We start from the raw sequence: 17,501 nt of genomic DNA, 5'->3' as shown, positions 1-17,501 counted from the left end.
GTTTCATGACCGTGGCAGGTTGAAGGTAAAGGCGCAGGGCACATAGGTGTGGTAATTGCCCGAGGCGATCATGATCCGCGCCAACGTGACCGCATCATTGATCATCCCGTTGACGAACGGATTGACCCGCTGTCTCATGTAACGTGAGGTGCCAAGGCTGATCGGGGTGACCTGCGCGCCGGTCTCGATCGCCGCCAGCACCTCGGCACCGATGGCGGCAAAATCCAGAGGGTTGGATTCCAACGCCGCCTGCAGCTCCTGTGCCTCACCACTGGTGATCTGCGTGCCCATGGACAGCTGACCTTCGATGAAATCCACCGTATCGGCCATGAACCGCTGCACCGTCGGTGCGGCATTGGCAAAACCGATGATGCGATTGAGCACGGTCATGGAGCTGCCCATGCTCTGGGGATGATCGACCGGAAACAGGATCGGCAAGGGGTCGCCCTTGGGGGCCAGGTTCTGGTGAAACACCGCCATCGGGCCGGGGCTGACCCCCCGAAATGAGGTCGGATTGGCAATCGCCGGCGGCATGACCTTGCCGCCCCAGGCCAGCAAGGCCGACAGGAAGGGCACCACCCGCGTAGTCGCCTGCATCGAGTTCAGGATCTCGTCCTTGATATGGCGCGCCAGGACCGGCACCGCGCCGCCCTGCGACAGGGTGCTGCCCGCCGAACGCGCGGTATTCGCATGCAGCCCGGCGGCATTATAGGTGTCACATTTCATGACCATATCCGGGTGATCGGCCCGGATCGCCAGCGACGCCGCCGAAGCCAGCCCGCCGCCCAGCGAATGGCCGGTGACCACGATGCGATTGCCCCAGCGTTGCGCCGCCTCGGCCGCCGCACGCCGCCCGTCGCGGATCGCCTTGGTGTATTGCGAAGTCGTACGCCCCAAACCCTGCGCGAAATTGGTCGGCCAGTCCCCGTTCGGGCCAAAGAACACCTTGGCCGAGATGGTCCACTCCAGCGCCACATCGGCGGTCAGCCACAGGGGCAGGTCCAGGATGATTTCCTCGCGCCCGCTTTCATTGGTAAACAGGGCCTCGCTGTCCAGCGGCATCGCCTCCAGCTCGGCCATTTTCTTGCCCTTCAGCTCGGGCCCGACGGAAAAGCTCTGATCCACGTCGAAAGGGATCACGATATCATCCGGCGCGCCCCAGATATTGGGGAAATCCGCTGTTACGCGGCCTTGCACGCGCAGGCCAAGCGCCAGTTCGGCCATTTCGGTCGCCGCCGTGTCCGATCCGCGAAACACCAGCACCGGCGGGCAGACCCCGGTGGGGTCATCGCCTGCGTTCTTGGGCGTGTAGAAACAGCTGCGATACCCGTCCGGGTCATCGTTTTCCCAGGCCTTGTCCCAATGGGCGGTGTTCAGTTGCAGATAGGGGTGAATTTCAGACGGCACGTCACCGGCGGCGGTGTCGTAGATATCGAAATTCAGCATGCTGGCATATTGCCGACACAGATCGTTGATCGCGCTGCCCCGGATGCTACTTGTCGTCATGCCACAACTCGCTGCCGGTCTGGTTGTCGCTGCGCAGAAGCTGGTCGTCGTCGCGCGGCGAATGCAACTCGCCCGCAGCCAGGAAGAAGCCACCGATCCCCTCGCGCACCTGCGTGTCCAAAAGCGCCGCGACATGCGGGCCGGGACGGGTGTCGGTCTGTTCGACGATCAGTGCCAGCGCCTTCTGCATCGCCCAGATCAGATGCAGGTTTTCAGGCCCGGTGGAGCCGACATAGAGCCCCGCCGTGCGTTCGTATCGGTCCATGACCTTGTCGACGACATCCCGCGGTCCACCGCGATAATGGCCCTCGCGTGCGATGCGAAATGCGATTTCGTTGGCGATGGGCGAGGCATTGGCGAGCTTTTCAAAATAGCTGGCCGACCGAATTGGGTCATCCGGGTCTGCGCCCGGAAAGGGCGGTTCGAACCAGGGGTTGGCCCCGGCCGCCAGCAGGATCAGCACCGCTTCGAGGTTCTGTTCCGGCACCATGTGCAGCCCCGGCCCGATACTGTCCCCGGGCCAAGCGGCGTTGGGATCGCCGCCCGCCTGCAGCCACAGGCGCAGCAGGCGGTTTCCGTCCGAGAAATCCGGGAACCACAGATCCTTGTCGGCGCTGACCGTCGAGACCGCCAGATAGGGCATCTCACCCTCGTTGAACCGCACATCCGCACCGGCGGCGACCAGGGCCTCGGCAGCGGCGGGGTTCAGCGACAGCACCGCCTGGCGCAGCAGCCCATGCCCATCCATCGGCCGCCCCCGTGTGCCGGTGGCCGACCAGCTGCGGTTCAGCATCTCAGGCCCCAGCGCCTGAAGCGCCGCCATATCGGGCACCCCGCCCGCAATGATCACGGCGGCCACGGCACGCACCTCTTCGGGTGCGTCAGGAAAGCCTGCTTGCACTTGCTCGGTCATCGCATCCTCATCTGTCTGCCCTGCGGCCATGCCTGTTGCCGGTCCCGTCGCCATGAACGCGAACGTGCCACCGCCCAGAAGGCACAGACCCACCAGGGTCACCTGCAAGATCCGTTTCAGCACCGCCTGCCCTCCCGGTCCGGTCAGTTGATCTTGACCATGGAGGCCAGCATCTTGATCAACTGGGCCATATTCACATTCAGCGTGTTGCCGTCGACCGAGATGGTGCCGTTGTCCTCCATCGTAATACGGGACATGCCCGCCTGCAGCGTGATCTTGGATCCCGCGATGATCTCGACCTCATTGGTGACCGTGGCACTGTAGTTGTTGCCGACGGTGGAGATCTTGTCCTTGCCGACGGTTTCGTTGTGATCGACGCCGATCTTCTGGATCTTGTTGCGTTCGATCGACATGTCCATGTCGCCCGCGCCCGCGTTGGATCCCAGCTTGCCGAACCTTTCGGGCAGGGTTGGCAGGCCCTGATCATTCTCCGCCGCGCCCGAGGGCGTCACCGTGCCGACATTGCCCGGCCCGACCCGCAGCTGGAAATCACCACCCGCGACCTGCAGCCAGGTGTTGCCCACCTCGCTGGCCTTGTCGTGGCCGATGCTTTCGACCTTGTTGACATTGACCCGTTCGGACTGGTTGTTCTCGACCTTGGTGTTGCGGTCCTTCTGGGCGTGGAGGAAGATTTCCTCCTTCCCCTTTTCATCCTCGAACCTGAGCTCGTTGAAGCCCTCGCCCTGGTGGGTGTCGGTGCGGAAGGTCGACCGCGTCTTGTGCGCGGGCAGCTCATAGGGCGGGTCGTTCTTGCCGTTGTAGACACAGCCGGTGACCAGAGGTTTGTCGGGATCGCCTTCCAGGAATTCCACCACGACTTCCATGCCGATCCGCGGAATGACCATGCCGCCCCAGCCATTGCCCGCCCAGTTCTGGCTGACCCGACAGCGCATCGAATACGCCTTGGCCAGATCCCAGGGGAAATGCACCAGAATACGGCCATATTCGTCGCAGTCGATTTCACCGTCACCAACCACGGTCGCGGTTTGCGGCCCCTGGACCACCGCCTGGCGGGTCCGGATTTCAGGCAGCATCGGCGCTTCGGCGGGCAGGAAGGTATAATGCCCCTCATAGGCCTCTTCCGAACCGCCATCGCCGCCGGAGCGGTAGGCATTGGTGCGATAGATATGTTGCGCGGTGAGGCAGAGGAAATCCTCGCCATGCCCCTGGATCTGATCCCCGCCCAGGGTGACCCGACGCCCGGCGCGCAGGCTGATCACATCGCCCTGCGCGGCAAAGCGCGTGCCCTGCCCGCGCTCCTGGTCGCTGCGCAGCTTGACCACATGCTCGCCCTTGCTCTGATCCAGATACAGGCCGGGATAGTCATAGCTTTCCAGCTTGCCATGGGCATGGGCTGCGTCGCCCTCGTAATCGCTTTCCATCGCCGCGACCGGGGCCTTGAAGTTGTAATCGGTCATGCGAATCGCCCCAGTGGTGATTCGGTTGGCCGGGTGCCAGGTGTTGAAATGACCGATGTCATCCATCTGCCGCCCCTCATGCGGCTTGAACGGGCGGGTGCCGATCGTGTCGTGATCCAGGGTTCGGTCGGTCAGTACCATGTCATGTTCACCGGTCCGGTGTTCGAAATGGTAGCTGATGCCAAATCGCTGCATGATCCGGCAGGCGAACTCCAGATCGCTTTCGCGATACTGCACGGTGTATTCCAGAACCGGGTGCGCCGTCGTCACGAGGTCGGTCATCTTGCCCGCCCCGCTATAGGCACCCAGCACCTCCTGCAGGATCTGATTCGGCGTGCGTTCGTGGAATATTCGTTGATTGCGGCGCAGGCTGGCCAGGTGGAACCAGGGTTGCAACCGCAGGCGGAAACGATCGCCATGATCGCCCTGCCCCATCCAGCGGACCTCGGTCACCAGACCGTCAAACGGCTGGTCCTCGCCCGCCCGGTTGCGGATGAACACGGTGGCATGCGTGCCCAGCAGGGCATCGAAATCCACCTGTTCATTACGGGCCACGCAATCGACTTCGTAATCGAACAGGCCGTTCATCCGGTCCTGACCCTGAAAGCCTGCCAATACAAGCACATCCAGGCCCAGAGCCGTTTCCAATCGTCCCAATCGGGTGTCTTGACTAATCTGAGCGCCCACGACCCGGCCTCCAACAAACGCATGGCAATGGCCAACAGGCTACGCACTCGTGGCCATATGGCAAGCCCGATCTTTCATCGCCCGCCTCATGCGGCGAAAACAGGATTGACCGACGCAACCGGTGCCCCCAAGGTACACCCATGGTAGAAGACCAGCTCACAAGTCCTGAGGACGATGAAAAGACCCGCCCCCCCGTGTCCGCGCTGCGCTTCGACACATCGGCGGAGCTGTTCGCGGAAATGTCCCAGCTGCGCGAGCTGATCCAGCTGCGTCCGGAGGCCGAAGAAAGCGGCCTGGATTTCCTGCATCGCCTGGCCGAGTCGGCCACGCCCGAAGACGCAGTGACCTTTACTGCCTTCGCCGCGCAGCCGAAGATGGCGGTCTGGTGGGGCTACGAATGCCTGCGCAATTTGCGGTCGGATTTCAGCCACGCCGACCGCGAGCTTCTCGAAATGATCGCACACTGGTCTGCGAATGGCGAAACCGCGCTGCGCTATCGGATCATGCAGATCGCGCTGTTTTCCGAACATCGCACGGCGGCTGTGATGCTGGGGCTGGCGGCGGGCTGGTCCGGGCAGCAGATCGCGCCCAATGACCCCGCCCCGATCCCGGCCGGACGGGCGCCCCGGGCCGTGAATGCCGCCGTCCTGTCGGCCCTGGCGCAATGCCACCTGGCCAACCGACCGCTCCACCTGAAAAAGCTGGTCACCCTGTCCGAACCGCTGTTTCGCGGGTTCTGAGCCAACCGGTCCCGCCCTGCCCTACACCGCTGCCAATGATGGCTGCCGCGTAAACCAATGAGGCAGATCGCATAAACCATTGTTGCAGGCCGCATTCGAAAGGCTCTATGGATCAAGCATTATGACGCTGACTCTCAGAATCGAAAATTTCGACGTGCTCGATCATGGCGGCCCGATCAGCCTGACCCTGGATCGCAGTGGTGGGGACATTGGACGTGGCAAGGCCATGGCCTGGGTGCTGCCCGACCCGAATCGGCATATCTCAAGCTGTCACGCCCGGGTCGAATTTCGCGACGCCGCCTATTGGCTGACGGATCAATCGACCAATGGCACCTTTCTGCAAGGCAGCCCGCATCGGCTGCAGGGAGCGCATCGCATCAATGACGGCGATCGGTTCACTATCGGTCACTATGTGATCGTGGCCCAGCTGGCTGCCGCTGCGGCCCCCGCCGGGCTGCAACAGCCGCCCACCGCCACGATGAGCCCCTCCGGCCTGCAAACCCCGCCCTATGGCGGCTCCCTGCCGCCCGCCGCACCGGCGGATGATGATCCCTGGGACTTCGGTGGTCCGGCCGCGCCGGTGGACCCGATGCCGCGCGGTGGGGGCAACGCCCATCACCTGGATGACGTCGCGGGTGATTTCGTGCCGCAGGCGGTTCCGATGCCCAATCCCGCCGCCGCTTCGCAGCCGCCGCAGGCCTTCGCGCAGTCGGGCTTTACCCCGACCGGCCAGCCCCCTGCCCCGCAACCGGTGCCCGGCGGCGATGCGCTGTTGGCGGCCTTCTGCCAGGGTGCAGGCCTGAACCCCGCCGATTATCAGGCGGTGGACGTGATGCAGCTGGCCCAGGAGCTGGGCCGCGTCGTGCGCCAGTCCAGCGACGAGATCATGACCATGCTGAAGGATCGCGCGGCGGTGAAACAGTTCACCAAGGGCGGTGAACGCACCATGCGCAGCGCCACGGGCAACAACCCGATGAAGTTCCTGCCCGACGCCCCGCAGGCGATCGAGACCATGTTCCTCAAACCCCGCGACGGGTTCATGAACGGGCCCGACGGGTTCGACAATGCCCTGCGCGACATCCGCCGCCACCAGTCGGCCGTCTTTGCCGCGCTGCAACCGGCGCTGGCATCGGTCCTGTCCGGCCTGTCCCCCGACGAGATCGAGGACAGCGCAGGCTCCGGCGTGTTGGGCGGGGCCTCCAAGGGGCGCAGCTGGGACACATTCGTGGAACGATGGGACACCAAGGCCGAGGCTGGTGATAACGGCATGCTGGACGCTTTCCTGACCGCCTTCGCCAAGGCCTATGCCTCTGCCGTGGGTCAGGCCGGGGAGTGATCGACCCACACCTGCCCAACCCGCTGGCCAAATCGAAACCCGGTCGAAATGTGGCAGCTTTGCGTCCCGGGCGGGGCGCAATCGTGACAAAACCATGAATTCTTCAACATAGCGGCCAAAAGTGCCGAAAACCTGACCTGTCTCCCTTAGGTGGAGTCTTGACCACGTGAACTTTCGCATTAAGCATAAGGTATAAGAACGAGTTGGCCGGAGAACCGGCGTGTCCCAGGGGGGAAGTGAATGAGCCTTGAGTGGCTTCTGGAACCGGTAAGCGAGGACGCGCCCTGTGGCCCGAACCTCGACTTGGAGGATGATCCGGAGTTCGTGGAGTATTACTTCACGGCGATGGAACGTCTGCCGCAGACCTATGTCACCCCGGGCATGGAAGTGGATGGCGGGCGCCGCACCGAAGACCGGGTGTTCGACCCGAAATCCGTCGCCATCGCCAACGAAGAGACGCAGATCGACGCGCTTCTGGAGCGCAGCCGCGACCTGCGCCTGCTGGTGCTGCGCACGCAGATGAACTGTCTGGCCGGGCGCGTCGTGCCGATGGCTGAATCGATCGAGGCGATCGCCGATCTTCTGGGCAGTTTCAACGCCGAGGTGCATCCAACCCTGGCAGACGGCGCCAGCGACCGGCGCAACGCGCTTGGTGATCTGGCCGAGCCGGTCTCGATGTTGCAGGGGCTGCGCTACCTCGGTCTGTCGGGCACGCCGGACGTGACCCTGCGCAAGCTGATGGTGGCTGACGGCAAATTCACCCCGAACAGCACCGAACAGGACCTGTCGGGGTCGATGATGCGCGACATGCTGGGATCGCCCGGCAGCCGCAAGCAGGTCGACACGGTGCATGACGCTCTGTTGCGCATGACCGAGGCCCTGGGCCGGATCAAATCCGCCTGTCAGGTGGGCAGCACGCCCTTCTCTCCCGGGTTCGACGCCACCGTGACCCTGCTGGGTCAGATGCGCGAAGAGATCACCGCCGCGCGCCCCGACCTTCTGGGCGCCGACGCGGATGTGGTGACGGACAGCGGTGGCCACGCCGACGAAGGTGCGGGCGATGGCGGCGGCACGACTGCCGACGCAACTCAGGCGACCACCGCCGCGGCGCAGGCCCCCCTGCCCCCTTCGGCAGTGCAGGACCACAGCCAGGCCAGCAAGACGCTGATGGCGGTCGAGCTTTACTTCCAGGCCAATGAACCCTCCTCCGCCGCATTGCTGCTGGTGCGCCAGGCCCGTCAACTGATCGGGCAACCCTTGGTGGTGGCGCTGGAAACCCTGCTGCCCGAAGAATGCGGCAAGGCCATTGTCAGCTTCGGCCCGCAGACCGGTTTCGCCCTTCCCGCGCAAAGGTTGAAGTCACTCAGCGACCAGGCGCTGGACATGCAAGGGCAGCAAAATGCCGATTCCTCCCCCTTCACCCCCCCGAAAATCACCAACCCGACCGAAGTCGCGGCGGCGGTTCGCGGGGTCGAGGAGTTCTTCCGCCTGCGTGAGAAAAGCAGCCCCGTGCCGCTTCTTCTGCAACGCGCCCGATCCTATCTGGACAAGGATTTTCAGTCACTTATAGACGAGTTGATCCCACGTCCACCCAGCTGAAACAAACTGTTCCTGACCGAAATGCGTGTAAAAGACATTGACTAAATAGGGTTCACGCGCTTTCGTCCAAGGTAAATTTTTGGAGAAATCTCTATGGCTTCTGACTCTGGTTCCGGTTTCATCAAGCGCAATCGCCCCCCGCGGGTGCAGATCGCGTATCAAGACCCCTACGACAGCGAGAAGATGGTCGAACTGCCCTTCGTCACAGGGGTTATGTCCGATCTGTCTGGCAACAACCCTGGGGTTGAAAAGCCGGAGTTCAGCGAACGCAGCTTCGTCGATGTGACCAAGGACACGCTGGACGACTATGTCGAATCGGTCAAACCGGGCCTGAGCTTCATGGCGGAAAACCGGCTGGGTGGAGACGACAAGATCGGTGTGAACCTCCAGTTCAACTCGATGGACGATTTCGAACCGGCCAAGATCGCGGCCCAGGTGCCCGCGCTCAAGAAGCTGCTGGAGGCACGCCAGCAACTGGCCAACCTGCAACGCTACATGGCCTCGAAGCCGAAGGCGCAGGATCACATCAAGAAACTCTTGTCCGACCCCGAGCTGATGGCGGCGCTGGCCGATCGCGCCGACGAGGACGCGGGTGATGACAACGATCAGGAAGGCGGCGAGGCCTGAGGCCCCGCGACGACGGGAGAGGAATAGAACATGGCAACTGAAGCTCAGACCGAAGGCCAAGTCGCGGAAGGCGGGCTGGACGAACTGTCCGAATTCTCCGACATCCTGAAACAGACGATCAAGCCGCGCACCGACACCGCCGCGCAGGAGGTGGACAACGCCGTTGTTGCCCTGGTGCGCGAAGCACTGGACGACCAGACCGTTGTCGCCGATGACGTGATCGACACGATCGACGCGATGCTGGCCAAGCTGGACCAGAAGCTCAGCGACCAGATGAACGCGATCATGCATCACGAGGAATTCCAGCATCTGGAAAGCTCCTGGCGCGGTCTGGCCTATACGCTGAACAACGCCGAGACCGACGCGACCCTGCGGGTCAAGGTGCTGAACGCCTCCAAGAAGGAACTCCAGGGCATGATGCGCCGCTATCCGGGCGCCAAGTGGGACAAGAGCCCGCTGCATGACATGGTTTATGAACAGAACCTGGGCACCCTCGGCGGCAAGCCCTTCGGCTGCCTGATCGGGGACTATCAGTTCGACCACTCCAGCCCGGACGTGAACCTGCTGAGCTCGCTGGGCAAGATCGCCGAAAGCTCGCTGGCGCCGTTCATCTCATCGGCTGGCCCTGCCCTGCTGGGCCTGGACAGCTGGAACGAGATCGCCACGCCGCCGGACCTGTCCGAGATTTTCGAGACCCCGGAATATGCCCAGTGGAACAGCCTGCGCGACAGCGACAACGCCCGCTTCCTGGCGCTGACCCTGCCCCGCGTCCTGTCGCGTGAACCCTATGGCCCCGACAGCAACTCGGTGGTCGAGGAGTTCAACTTCGAGGAAGAGACCGACGGTCACGGCGGCGCGCAATACGCCTGGATGAACGCGGCCCATGCGATGGCAGCGAACATCAACCGCGCCTTCAAGGAACACGGCTGGACCGTGAAGATCCGCGGCGTGCAATCGGGCGGCGAAGTGCAGAGCCTGCCGACCCATGTCTTCGACACCGGCGACGGGTCGAAGGATCTGAAATGCCCGACCGAAGTGTCGATCACCGACCGTCGTGAAGGGGAACTGTCCCAGGCCGGTCTGATTGGCCTCATTCACCGCCAGCACACCGACAAGGCCGCCTTCATCGGCGCGCAGTCGCTGTACCGGCCCAAGAAATACGTGGATGACGCGGCGACTGCGTCAGACAACATGTCCTCGCGCATCCCGTATATGTTCGCCGTGTCGCGGTTCAGCCATTACCTGAAGGTCATGGTGCGCGACAAGATCGGCGAAAGCCCCGACCGGGGACAGCTGCAATCACAGCTGCAGAGCTGGATCAACAAGTATGTGACCGGCAACCCCGAAAGCGCGACCGAGCTGGAGAAGGCCAAGAAACCCTTGGCCGCAGCGAAAGTCGAAGTGGTCGAAGATGAGCTGAACCCGGGCTACTACATGGGCAAGTTCTTCCTGAAACCACATTTCCAACTTGAAGGCATGGACATCGGCATGAGCCTGATTTCCAAGTTGCCGCAAGGGAAATAATCCCCTGCGGCTTTCAAGAGTAACCCTTAATTTCAGTGACGCCACAAGGAGTTAGACCATGGCCGACAACATTCTCCTCCGTCTCGGAGACACCATCAAAGGCGAAAGCCCGATCGATCAATACGAGGACTGGATCCAGATCCACTCCTGGGCCTGGGGCGCCACCCAGTCCGGCACCACCCACGAAGGCATGGGCGGCGGCGCCGGCAAGGTCAGCGTTCAGGATCTGAACATCACCAAATTCGTCGATGCCTCGACCCATGACCTGATCAAGCATGTCTGCAACGGTCAGCACATCCCCGAGGCCGAACTGGTCGTGATGAAGGCCGGCGGCGCACAGCCCGTCGTCTACTTCCGCATCAAGATGACCGACGTGATGATCACCTCGTACCAGACCCAGGGTGCACAGGACGGTCTGGAGCGCGTCTCGGAATCCGTGGCGATCAACTTCGCCGAAGTGGAAGTCACCTACACCAAGCAGGAAATGGACGGCTCGGCCGGTCCGGAAAGCACTGCCGGTTGGGACATCCGCAAGAACGTCGCGATCTAATCGCCGCGTTGACAAGACAGTCAGGGGGGCGCCCGCGTGCCCCCCTGTTTTCTCCCGCACGACCCGTTTGGTCCCGCCGCCCGATCCTCCCCCGCCTTGCCGGACCCGAACCGGGCCGCGATGCGACACCCGAGGCCCCAGCGCGGCCCAGAGTTGCAACGCATCAGGCGCCCCATGGTCTTTGACGACAACAGACGAGACGACCGCAAGACCCGCCGTTGGGAACGGGGGGAACGGTCGAAAGTGTCCGTCATGCACGCCTTTCGCGCCGCGCATCACGAACATGACGCCCGCGTCGAACGCAGGCAGAGCGAAGACGGCGGAACCGAGATCACCAATCGCTCGAAACAGCGCCGCGAAGGGTTGGACGAGGGCACGCTGCGCGCCCATATCCAGGCCGATCTGAACGCGCTGATGAACACGATCAATCTGAACAGCACCGTCGATCTGGACGACGCGCCCCTGGTGGCGCAATCGGTGGTCAACTACGGGTTTCGCGACCTGTCCAATGTCACCGCGCGCGATCTCGCCGGGGCGGATGTTGTCACCTCGATCCGTCAATCCCTGCTGGATCACGAACCCCGTTTGAACCCCGCCAGCGTCGAAATCGAGGTGATCGACCACGGGCGCAACACCGATCAGCGCCTGTCGCTGCGGGTATCGGCCGAGCTGATGGGCGACCCGGTCGACATCCCGATTGATTTCGAAGCCGAGGTCGACCTGGGCGCGGGCAAGCTGCACATGTCGAAACTGAGGGTCCAGGGGTGAAGAAGGCATTTCGCGATTCCTACAACCGCGAGCTGGCGTTTCTGAAGGAACGCTCGGGCGAGTTTGCCGCCGACTACCCGGGCCTGGCCGACCGTTTGGGCGGGTTGGTCGAAGAGAACATGGACCCCGCCATCGGCGGCCTTCTGGAAGGCACCGCCTTCATGGCCGCCCGGGTACAGCTGAAGCTGGACGAGGAGTTCCGCACCTTTACCCACCAGATGCTGGACCAGGTCTTTCCCGATGCCCTGGCCCCGACCCCGTCGGCGATGCTGGTGCAGGCCGCACCTGTTTTCGACAACAAGGACATCGTCCAGGGCGTGCATTTCGAGGCGGGCGAATACATGGACGCGCGGTTTTCGGATGCCGACAAGCGCGTCGCCTGCCGCTTTGCCCTGGCCGCGCCGCTGACGCTTTGGCCGCTGGCCATTGACGGGCTGAAATACCACGCCAGCCCCGGCACATTGGGCGCGCTTGGCCAGGATGTGGCCGGGGGCACCAAGGCCGGGTTGGAAATCACCCTGGCCCGCGTCAACACCGCAGGCCAGACCAAGGACGCAGGCCCCCTGTCCGAACTGGCCGTGGATGAGCTGCCCTTTCATTTTACCGGCCCCGAGGGCGAGGCGATCGAGCTTTACGAGCAGATCCACGCCGGGCGCCTGCGCGTCTCGCTGCGCTATCTGGACAAGTTCGGTGATGCGCAGTTCCTGACCCTCGCCCCGAACAATGTCCAGCAGATCGGCTTTGACGATCAACCGCCGCTATTCCCACACCAGGGCGCATTGTTTTCGGGCTTTGCCCTTCTGCGCGAGGCCTTCGTCTTTCCGCGCAAGTTCCTGGGGTTCAAGCTGGTTGGCCTGCGTCAGGCCCTGCGTCGCATCCGCACCGACCGCATGCAGCTGGTGCTGGAGTTCGACCGGGTCAACAGCAAACTGGCCACCCGGCTGGAACAGGACCACGTGCAGCTGTTTTGCGCCCCGGCGGTCAACCTGTTCCGCGAAAGCTCCTCGCAGGTCCGGCTGAACAACAAACGGACCGAGTTCGTCGTCACCCCCGACCGCAGCCCGCTGACCCATTACGAAATCTATCACCTGACCGAGGTCTTCGCCCATTACGCGGGCCATCAGAACAAGGAGCGCGTCCTGCCGCTCTATGGCCTGCCGCCGGATGGGGTGAACCCGAAACAGGCGCTCTATTACACCACGCGGCAGAAGCCCCGCCGCCTGACCGCGCAGGAACGCCGCTTTGGCGCAACCCGCCACCGGTATCGCGGCACGGAAACCTTCATCTCGATCTACGAGCCGCCCGACGCGGAACCGGCGCAGCGCCTGCAGGTCAATGCGCTCTGTTCCAACCGGCACCTCACCGAATACCTGCCGATCGCCAAAAGCCGGGGGGATTTCCGGCTGTGCGAAGATCAGACCATTGCCCTGTCCTGCCTGGCGGGCCCTACCCCGCCGCGCGAAAGCCTGTTGGAACTGGACAACCGGGCTGGCCACCGGGCCGCGGACGGGGACGGCCATTGGCGGCTGATCAGCTTCCTGTCGCTGAATTTCCACGGGCTTCTGAATGACCGCTCCGGCAAGGGCGCCGCACCGATGCGCGAGCTGCTGAGCCTGTTTGCCAATCTCTCCGACAGCATTACCCAGGCACAGATTGACGGGTTGAAAGAGATCGAGACGCGCCCGGTCGTGCGCACCATCCGGCGCGAGGATGGCTTTCACCCGGCGCGCGGGCTGATGGTCTCTCTGACCTTTGACGAGGATGAATTCGAAGGCTCCGGCGTGATCCTTCTGGGGGCGATCCTGGATCGGTTCCTGTCCGAATATGCCGCCGTGAACTCCTTTACCCAATGCCAGGTCCGGTCGATCCAGCGCGGTGAGATCAAGACCTTCCCGCCGCGCTCCGGCACGGGGCCGCTGCTGTGAGCGGCGGTGGGGGCGATCCCCGTGCGCCCGAGGCGCGCGAGGCTGCGGCGCAATACGGGTTCCTGGCCCTGCTGCGCCATCTGGAACGTCAGAACCGCGACAAGCCCCGCATCGGACGCGCACAACGCCAGCGCGATGAAATCGTGCGTCTGGGTCAGGATCCCTTCCTGGCCTTTCCCGACAGTGACCTGGCCGCCGTCGACCTGGATCGCCCCCTGCCCGAGGTGCGCGCGCGCTTTCTGGGCTTCTTCGGTCCGCATGGGGCGCTGCCGCTGAACACGACCGAAGAGGTCCTGTCCTGGTTCGAAGCCGGTGACAGCGCCTTTGTCGAGTTCACTGACCTCTTTGCCGCCCGCTTCCTGCAACTGTTTTTCCGCGCCTGGTCGGATGCTCGGGCAATTACCCAGTTCGACCATCGCACCGATGACCGGTTTCAGAAATACCTGTTGTCTTTCATAGGCTTGGGCAGCCCCGCCTTTCGCAACCAGGGCGTGGCGCCCGATGTCAACCGCCTGCGCCACAACGCCCTTGCCGTGGGCCGGGTGAAAAGCCCCGCGCGTCTGTGCCAGATGCTGCGGCTGCAACTCTCGGCCGATGTCGAGATCGAAGAGATGGTGCCCAGCTGGATGGATTTCGAACCCGACAGCCTGGCCATGCTGGGCCAGCAGGGCAGCACCCTGGGCCAGGACATGCACCTGGGCGCCCGAATCCAGTCGATCGGCGAAAAGATCCGCCTGCATATCCGCACCGACAGCCTGGGGCGGTATCGGCGTTTCCTGCCTGGCGGGCCGGATCACGAACAGCTGCGCATGACGGTCCTGTCCTACCTGGGCCTGACCTTCGAGGTCGAGGTGGTCGTCTGGCTGCCACAGCGCGAGGTCCTGCCCGGCAAGCTGGGCGAGAATGCCGCCCTGGGCTGGATGGCCTGTGTGGCCCCACCACAGGGCTCCGGCGCGGGCGCCACCCTGGTCAAGGGCACCAACTACCGGTTGGAGCTGACCGAAGCCCTACCCGACACCGAACTCACAGAAACCGCCGCATGAGCGCCACCAGAGACGCGATTTTTCAAGGAAGTTAGAGATGACCGACATTAGTATCGAGAAATATGCCGGCAAGATGAACCGCGCAGGTTATGACGCCTTTCTGCAGGGCATGCGCCACGCCCGCAATGAACGCAATCGGCACGTGGATATCGTGCACCTGCTGTTTCACGCCGTATCGAACCAGAAGGCCGATATCTCGGTCACGCTGAATGCGCTGAACCTGGATCGCGGGCGGGTTCTGAAAGATCTGGACCAGGCGATGGCGCGACTCGACAAGAACGTGACCGAAACGCCCGGCATCTCGGAAACCCTGTCCGATACGCTGAACCATGCCTGGACCTATGCCACCCTGTTCTTTGGCGAGGTGCAGATCCGCACGGGCCACATCCTTCTGGCCCTGTTGAACGACCCCAGCCTGCGCCGGTCGCTGGTGCGCGCCAGCGCCGTGTTTGACACGATCTCGGCCGATCAGCTGGGACAGGAACACCGCACCATCTGGGCCGACAGCGAAGAAGAGGACATGCGGCCGATGGACGGCTCGGGCCTGTCTGCGGGCGGCGGTGACGCGGGCGCCGATGGCGACGACCGCAAGGGGGCCGCGACGCCGCTGGGCCGGTTCGCCAAGGACATGACCGCCAATGCGGGCAGCATGGATCCGATCAAGGGCCGGGATGACGAGATCCGCCAGATCATCGACGTTCTGCTGCGCCGCCGTCAGAACAACCCGATCCTGACCGGCGAGGCCGGGGTCGGCAAGACCGCCGTGGTCGAAGGGTTTGCCCAGCGTCTGGCCGCCGGAGAGGTCCCGCCCAAGCTGCAAGGCACCAAGCTCTACGAACTGGACATCCAGGCGATGCAGGCCGGAGCCTCGATGAAGGGCGAGTTCGAACAGCGGCTGAAATCGGTGATCGACGAGGTGCAAAGCTCCCCTACCCCGATCATCCTGTTCATCGACGAAGCCCATACGCTGATCGGTGCCGGTGGCTCGGCGGGCACGGGCGATGCGGCGAACCTGCTGAAACCGGCGCTTGCCCGCGGTACGCTGCGCACCATCGCCGCCACCACCTGGTCCGAATACCGCCAGTATTTCGAAAAGGATCCGGCCCTGACGCGCCGTTTCCAGCCGGTCAATGTTGATGAGCCCGATGTGGAACGCTGCTGTTTCATGCTGCGCGGTATCCTTGGCCCGATGGAGGCGCATCACAACGTGCGCATCTCGGACGAGGCGATCGTCGCCGCCGTGTCGCTGTCGGCGCGCTATATCCCGGCACGTCAGCTGCCGGACAAGGCGGTCTCGCTGCTGGATACGGCCTGCGCCCGCGTGGCGGTCAGCCAATCGACCATTCCCGCCCGCATCGAGGATCTGAAACAGAAGATCGCAGCGCTGGAGGTCGAAATCGCGGGCAAGGTCGGCGAACGTGATCTGGGCGAAACGGACGAGGATCGAATCACCGAGGCCGAGACCGAAAAAGCCGCTGCCATCACCGAACTGGCCGAGATCGAAGCCAAGTTCGAGAAGGAAAAAGAACTTGTAGATCAGGTACTTGCCCTGCGAAAGGCGATTGCCATCGCCGAAGGGGGCACGGCGGATGATGTCGAAGACGCCCGCCAGCCGGAGGAAGATGCAGCCTCGGACGCCGAAGCGGAACAGGCGGCTGAGACCACCGATCCCGAAGCGGCCCGTGCCGAGATGAAGGCGAAGATGGAGGCGCTGGAGGACACCGACCCGGATGACCGCATGGTCTATGCCCATGTGGACGCGCAGGCGGTGGCGACGATCATCTCGGACTGGACCGGCATTCCGGCGGGGCGCATGGTGCAGGATGAGCTGCAGTCGATCCTGACCCTGTCCGACACGCTGCAGGAACGGGTCATCGGTCAGGACCACGGGCTCAAGGCCATCGCCAAGCGGATCGAGACCAGCCGCGCGGGCCTGTCCAACCCGGACAAGCCCATCGGGGTCTTCATGCTGGCCGGGCCCTCGGGCGTCGGCAAGACCGAAACCGCCCTGGCCCTGGCCGAAAGCCTTTATGGTGGCGAACAGAACATCATCACCATCAACATGTCCGAGTATCAGGAGGCGCATACCGTCTCGCTCCTGAAAGGGGCGCCTCCGGGCTATGTCGGCTTTGGCGAAGGCGGGCGTCTGACCGAGGCGGTGCGACGCAAGCCCTATTCCGTGGTCCTGCTGGACGAGGTCGAAAAGGCCCACCCGGATGTGCATGAGCTGTTCTTCCAGGTCTTTGACAAGGGCATCATGGAGGACGGCAACGGCCGCGCCATCAACTTCCGAAATACGCTGATCCTGCTGACCTCGAATGTCGGCACGGATGTGATCATGGAGATGGCCGATCAGGGCAACACCGCCCCGGATCTGGACGAGCTGGACGCAGCGTTGAAACCCTTCCTGCTGGATGTCTTCCCCCCTGCCCTTCTGGGCCGGATCGTGACCATCCCCTATTTCCCGCTGGGCGCCGAGGTTCTGGGCGGCATTGCACGTCTGAAACTGGGTTCGGTCGCGCGCCGTCTGAAAGGCGCCCATGGGGCCGAACTGGTCTTTGGCGACGAGGTGATCGCCCATATCGTCGATCAATGCCGCGACCCGGACAGCGGTGGGCGCATGATCGACAACATCATCACCAACTCGATCCTGCCGGACCTGTCGCGCCAGGTGCTGGGGCGCATGGTCTCGGGCGACGAGATCAAGCGCGTCGACGTGCGCGTCGAGAACGGCGGCTTCGCCTATGATTTCACCTGATCCCTTCGGGGTCAGGCCCTGTTTGTACTGATTTTCAATTGAGAGGT

13 protein-coding genes are annotated in these 17,501 nt (G+C 63.5%); 10 read left to right on the top strand and 3 right to left on the bottom strand.

Annotation, left to right across the window (positions count from 1 at the left end):
* Nucleotides 1-3 precede the first annotated feature (3 nt).
* From ACO07D_RS00775 to ACO07D_RS00765, 3 genes are read right to left on the bottom strand one after another with little or no spacing between them, the layout of a single operon-like run.
* Complete coding sequence (locus tag ACO07D_RS00775) at nt 4-1,506, bottom strand: lipase family protein (protein ID WP_421701025.1); 1,503 nt, start codon at nt 1,504-1,506, stop codon at nt 4-6.
* The gene (locus tag ACO07D_RS00770; RefSeq protein WP_421701024.1) at nt 1,493-2,542 is read right to left on the bottom strand and encodes a hypothetical protein; all 1,050 of its coding nucleotides are present in this window, start codon (nt 2,540-2,542) and stop codon (nt 1,493-1,495) included. The genes ACO07D_RS00775 and ACO07D_RS00770 overlap by 14 nt, the downstream gene beginning before the upstream one ends.
* Before the next feature lie 20 nt (nt 2,543-2,562).
* Nucleotides 2,563-4,554, bottom strand: coding sequence for a type VI secretion system Vgr family protein (locus tag ACO07D_RS00765; RefSeq protein WP_421701023.1), 1,992 nt, complete (start codon nt 4,552-4,554; stop codon nt 2,563-2,565).
* 170 nt (nt 4,555-4,724) lie between these two features.
* Here ACO07D_RS00765 and ACO07D_RS00760 point away from each other — a divergent pair, with 170 nt between their 5' ends.
* The 10 genes from ACO07D_RS00760 (at nt 4,725) to tssH (ending at nt 17,454) form a co-directional block, all read left to right on the top strand.
* Nucleotides 4,725-5,324, top strand: a complete 600-nt coding sequence (locus ACO07D_RS00760) for a DUF6931 family protein (RefSeq protein ID WP_421701022.1) — start codon at nt 4,725-4,727, stop codon at nt 5,322-5,324.
* A 121-nt stretch (nt 5,325-5,445) separates the two neighbouring features.
* On the top strand, nt 5,446-6,660 hold the full coding sequence (tagH, locus tag ACO07D_RS00755) for a type VI secretion system-associated FHA domain protein TagH (protein ID WP_421701021.1): 1,215 nt from the start codon (nt 5,446-5,448) through the stop codon (nt 6,658-6,660).
* A gap of 240 nt (nt 6,661-6,900) precedes the next feature.
* Complete coding sequence (locus ACO07D_RS00750) at nt 6,901-8,259, top strand: ImpA family type VI secretion system protein (RefSeq protein ID WP_421701020.1); 1,359 nt, start codon at nt 6,901-6,903, stop codon at nt 8,257-8,259.
* Between the two features lie 93 nt (nt 8,260-8,352).
* The gene (tssB, locus tag ACO07D_RS00745) at nt 8,353-8,886 is read left to right on the top strand and encodes a type VI secretion system contractile sheath small subunit (RefSeq protein WP_421701019.1); all 534 of its coding nucleotides are present in this window, start codon (nt 8,353-8,355) and stop codon (nt 8,884-8,886) included.
* A 30-nt stretch (nt 8,887-8,916) separates the two neighbouring features.
* Entirely contained in the window at nt 8,917-10,410 is a 1,494-nt protein-coding gene (gene tssC, locus ACO07D_RS00740; protein ID WP_421701018.1) for a type VI secretion system contractile sheath large subunit, read from the top strand.
* 58 nt (nt 10,411-10,468) lie between these two features.
* Nucleotides 10,469-10,960 (top strand): Hcp family type VI secretion system effector, encoded by a 492-nt coding sequence (locus ACO07D_RS00735; RefSeq protein ID WP_421701017.1) that lies wholly within the window; start codon nt 10,469-10,471, stop codon nt 10,958-10,960.
* Between the two features lie 174 nt (nt 10,961-11,134).
* Nucleotides 11,135-11,728 (top strand): type VI secretion system baseplate subunit TssE, encoded by a 594-nt coding sequence (gene tssE / locus ACO07D_RS00730; protein ID WP_421701016.1) that lies wholly within the window; start codon nt 11,135-11,137, stop codon nt 11,726-11,728.
* The gene (gene tssF / locus ACO07D_RS00725) at nt 11,725-13,653 is read left to right on the top strand and encodes a type VI secretion system baseplate subunit TssF (protein ID WP_421701015.1); all 1,929 of its coding nucleotides are present in this window, start codon (nt 11,725-11,727) and stop codon (nt 13,651-13,653) included. The genes tssE and tssF overlap by 4 nt, the downstream gene beginning before the upstream one ends.
* A complete protein-coding gene (gene tssG, locus ACO07D_RS00720) occupies nt 13,650-14,696 on the top strand; it encodes a type VI secretion system baseplate subunit TssG (RefSeq protein WP_421701014.1) in 1,047 nt (348 codons plus the stop codon). The genes tssF and tssG overlap by 4 nt, the downstream gene beginning before the upstream one ends.
* 37 nt (nt 14,697-14,733) lie before the next feature.
* Nucleotides 14,734-17,454: a type VI secretion system ATPase TssH gene (gene tssH / locus ACO07D_RS00715; RefSeq protein WP_421701013.1), complete on the top strand. Its 2,721-nt coding sequence runs from the start codon at nt 14,734-14,736 to the stop codon at nt 17,452-17,454.
* Nucleotides 17,455-17,501: the final 47 nt, after the last annotated feature.

It is taken from the genome of Aliiroseovarius sp. (genome assembly GCF_965228805.1).
Lineage (GTDB): Bacteria > Pseudomonadota > Alphaproteobacteria > Rhodobacterales > Rhodobacteraceae > JASBTN01.
Note: the sequence above shows the minus strand (reverse complement) of the source record. Positions and strands in the feature narration are given on the sequence as shown.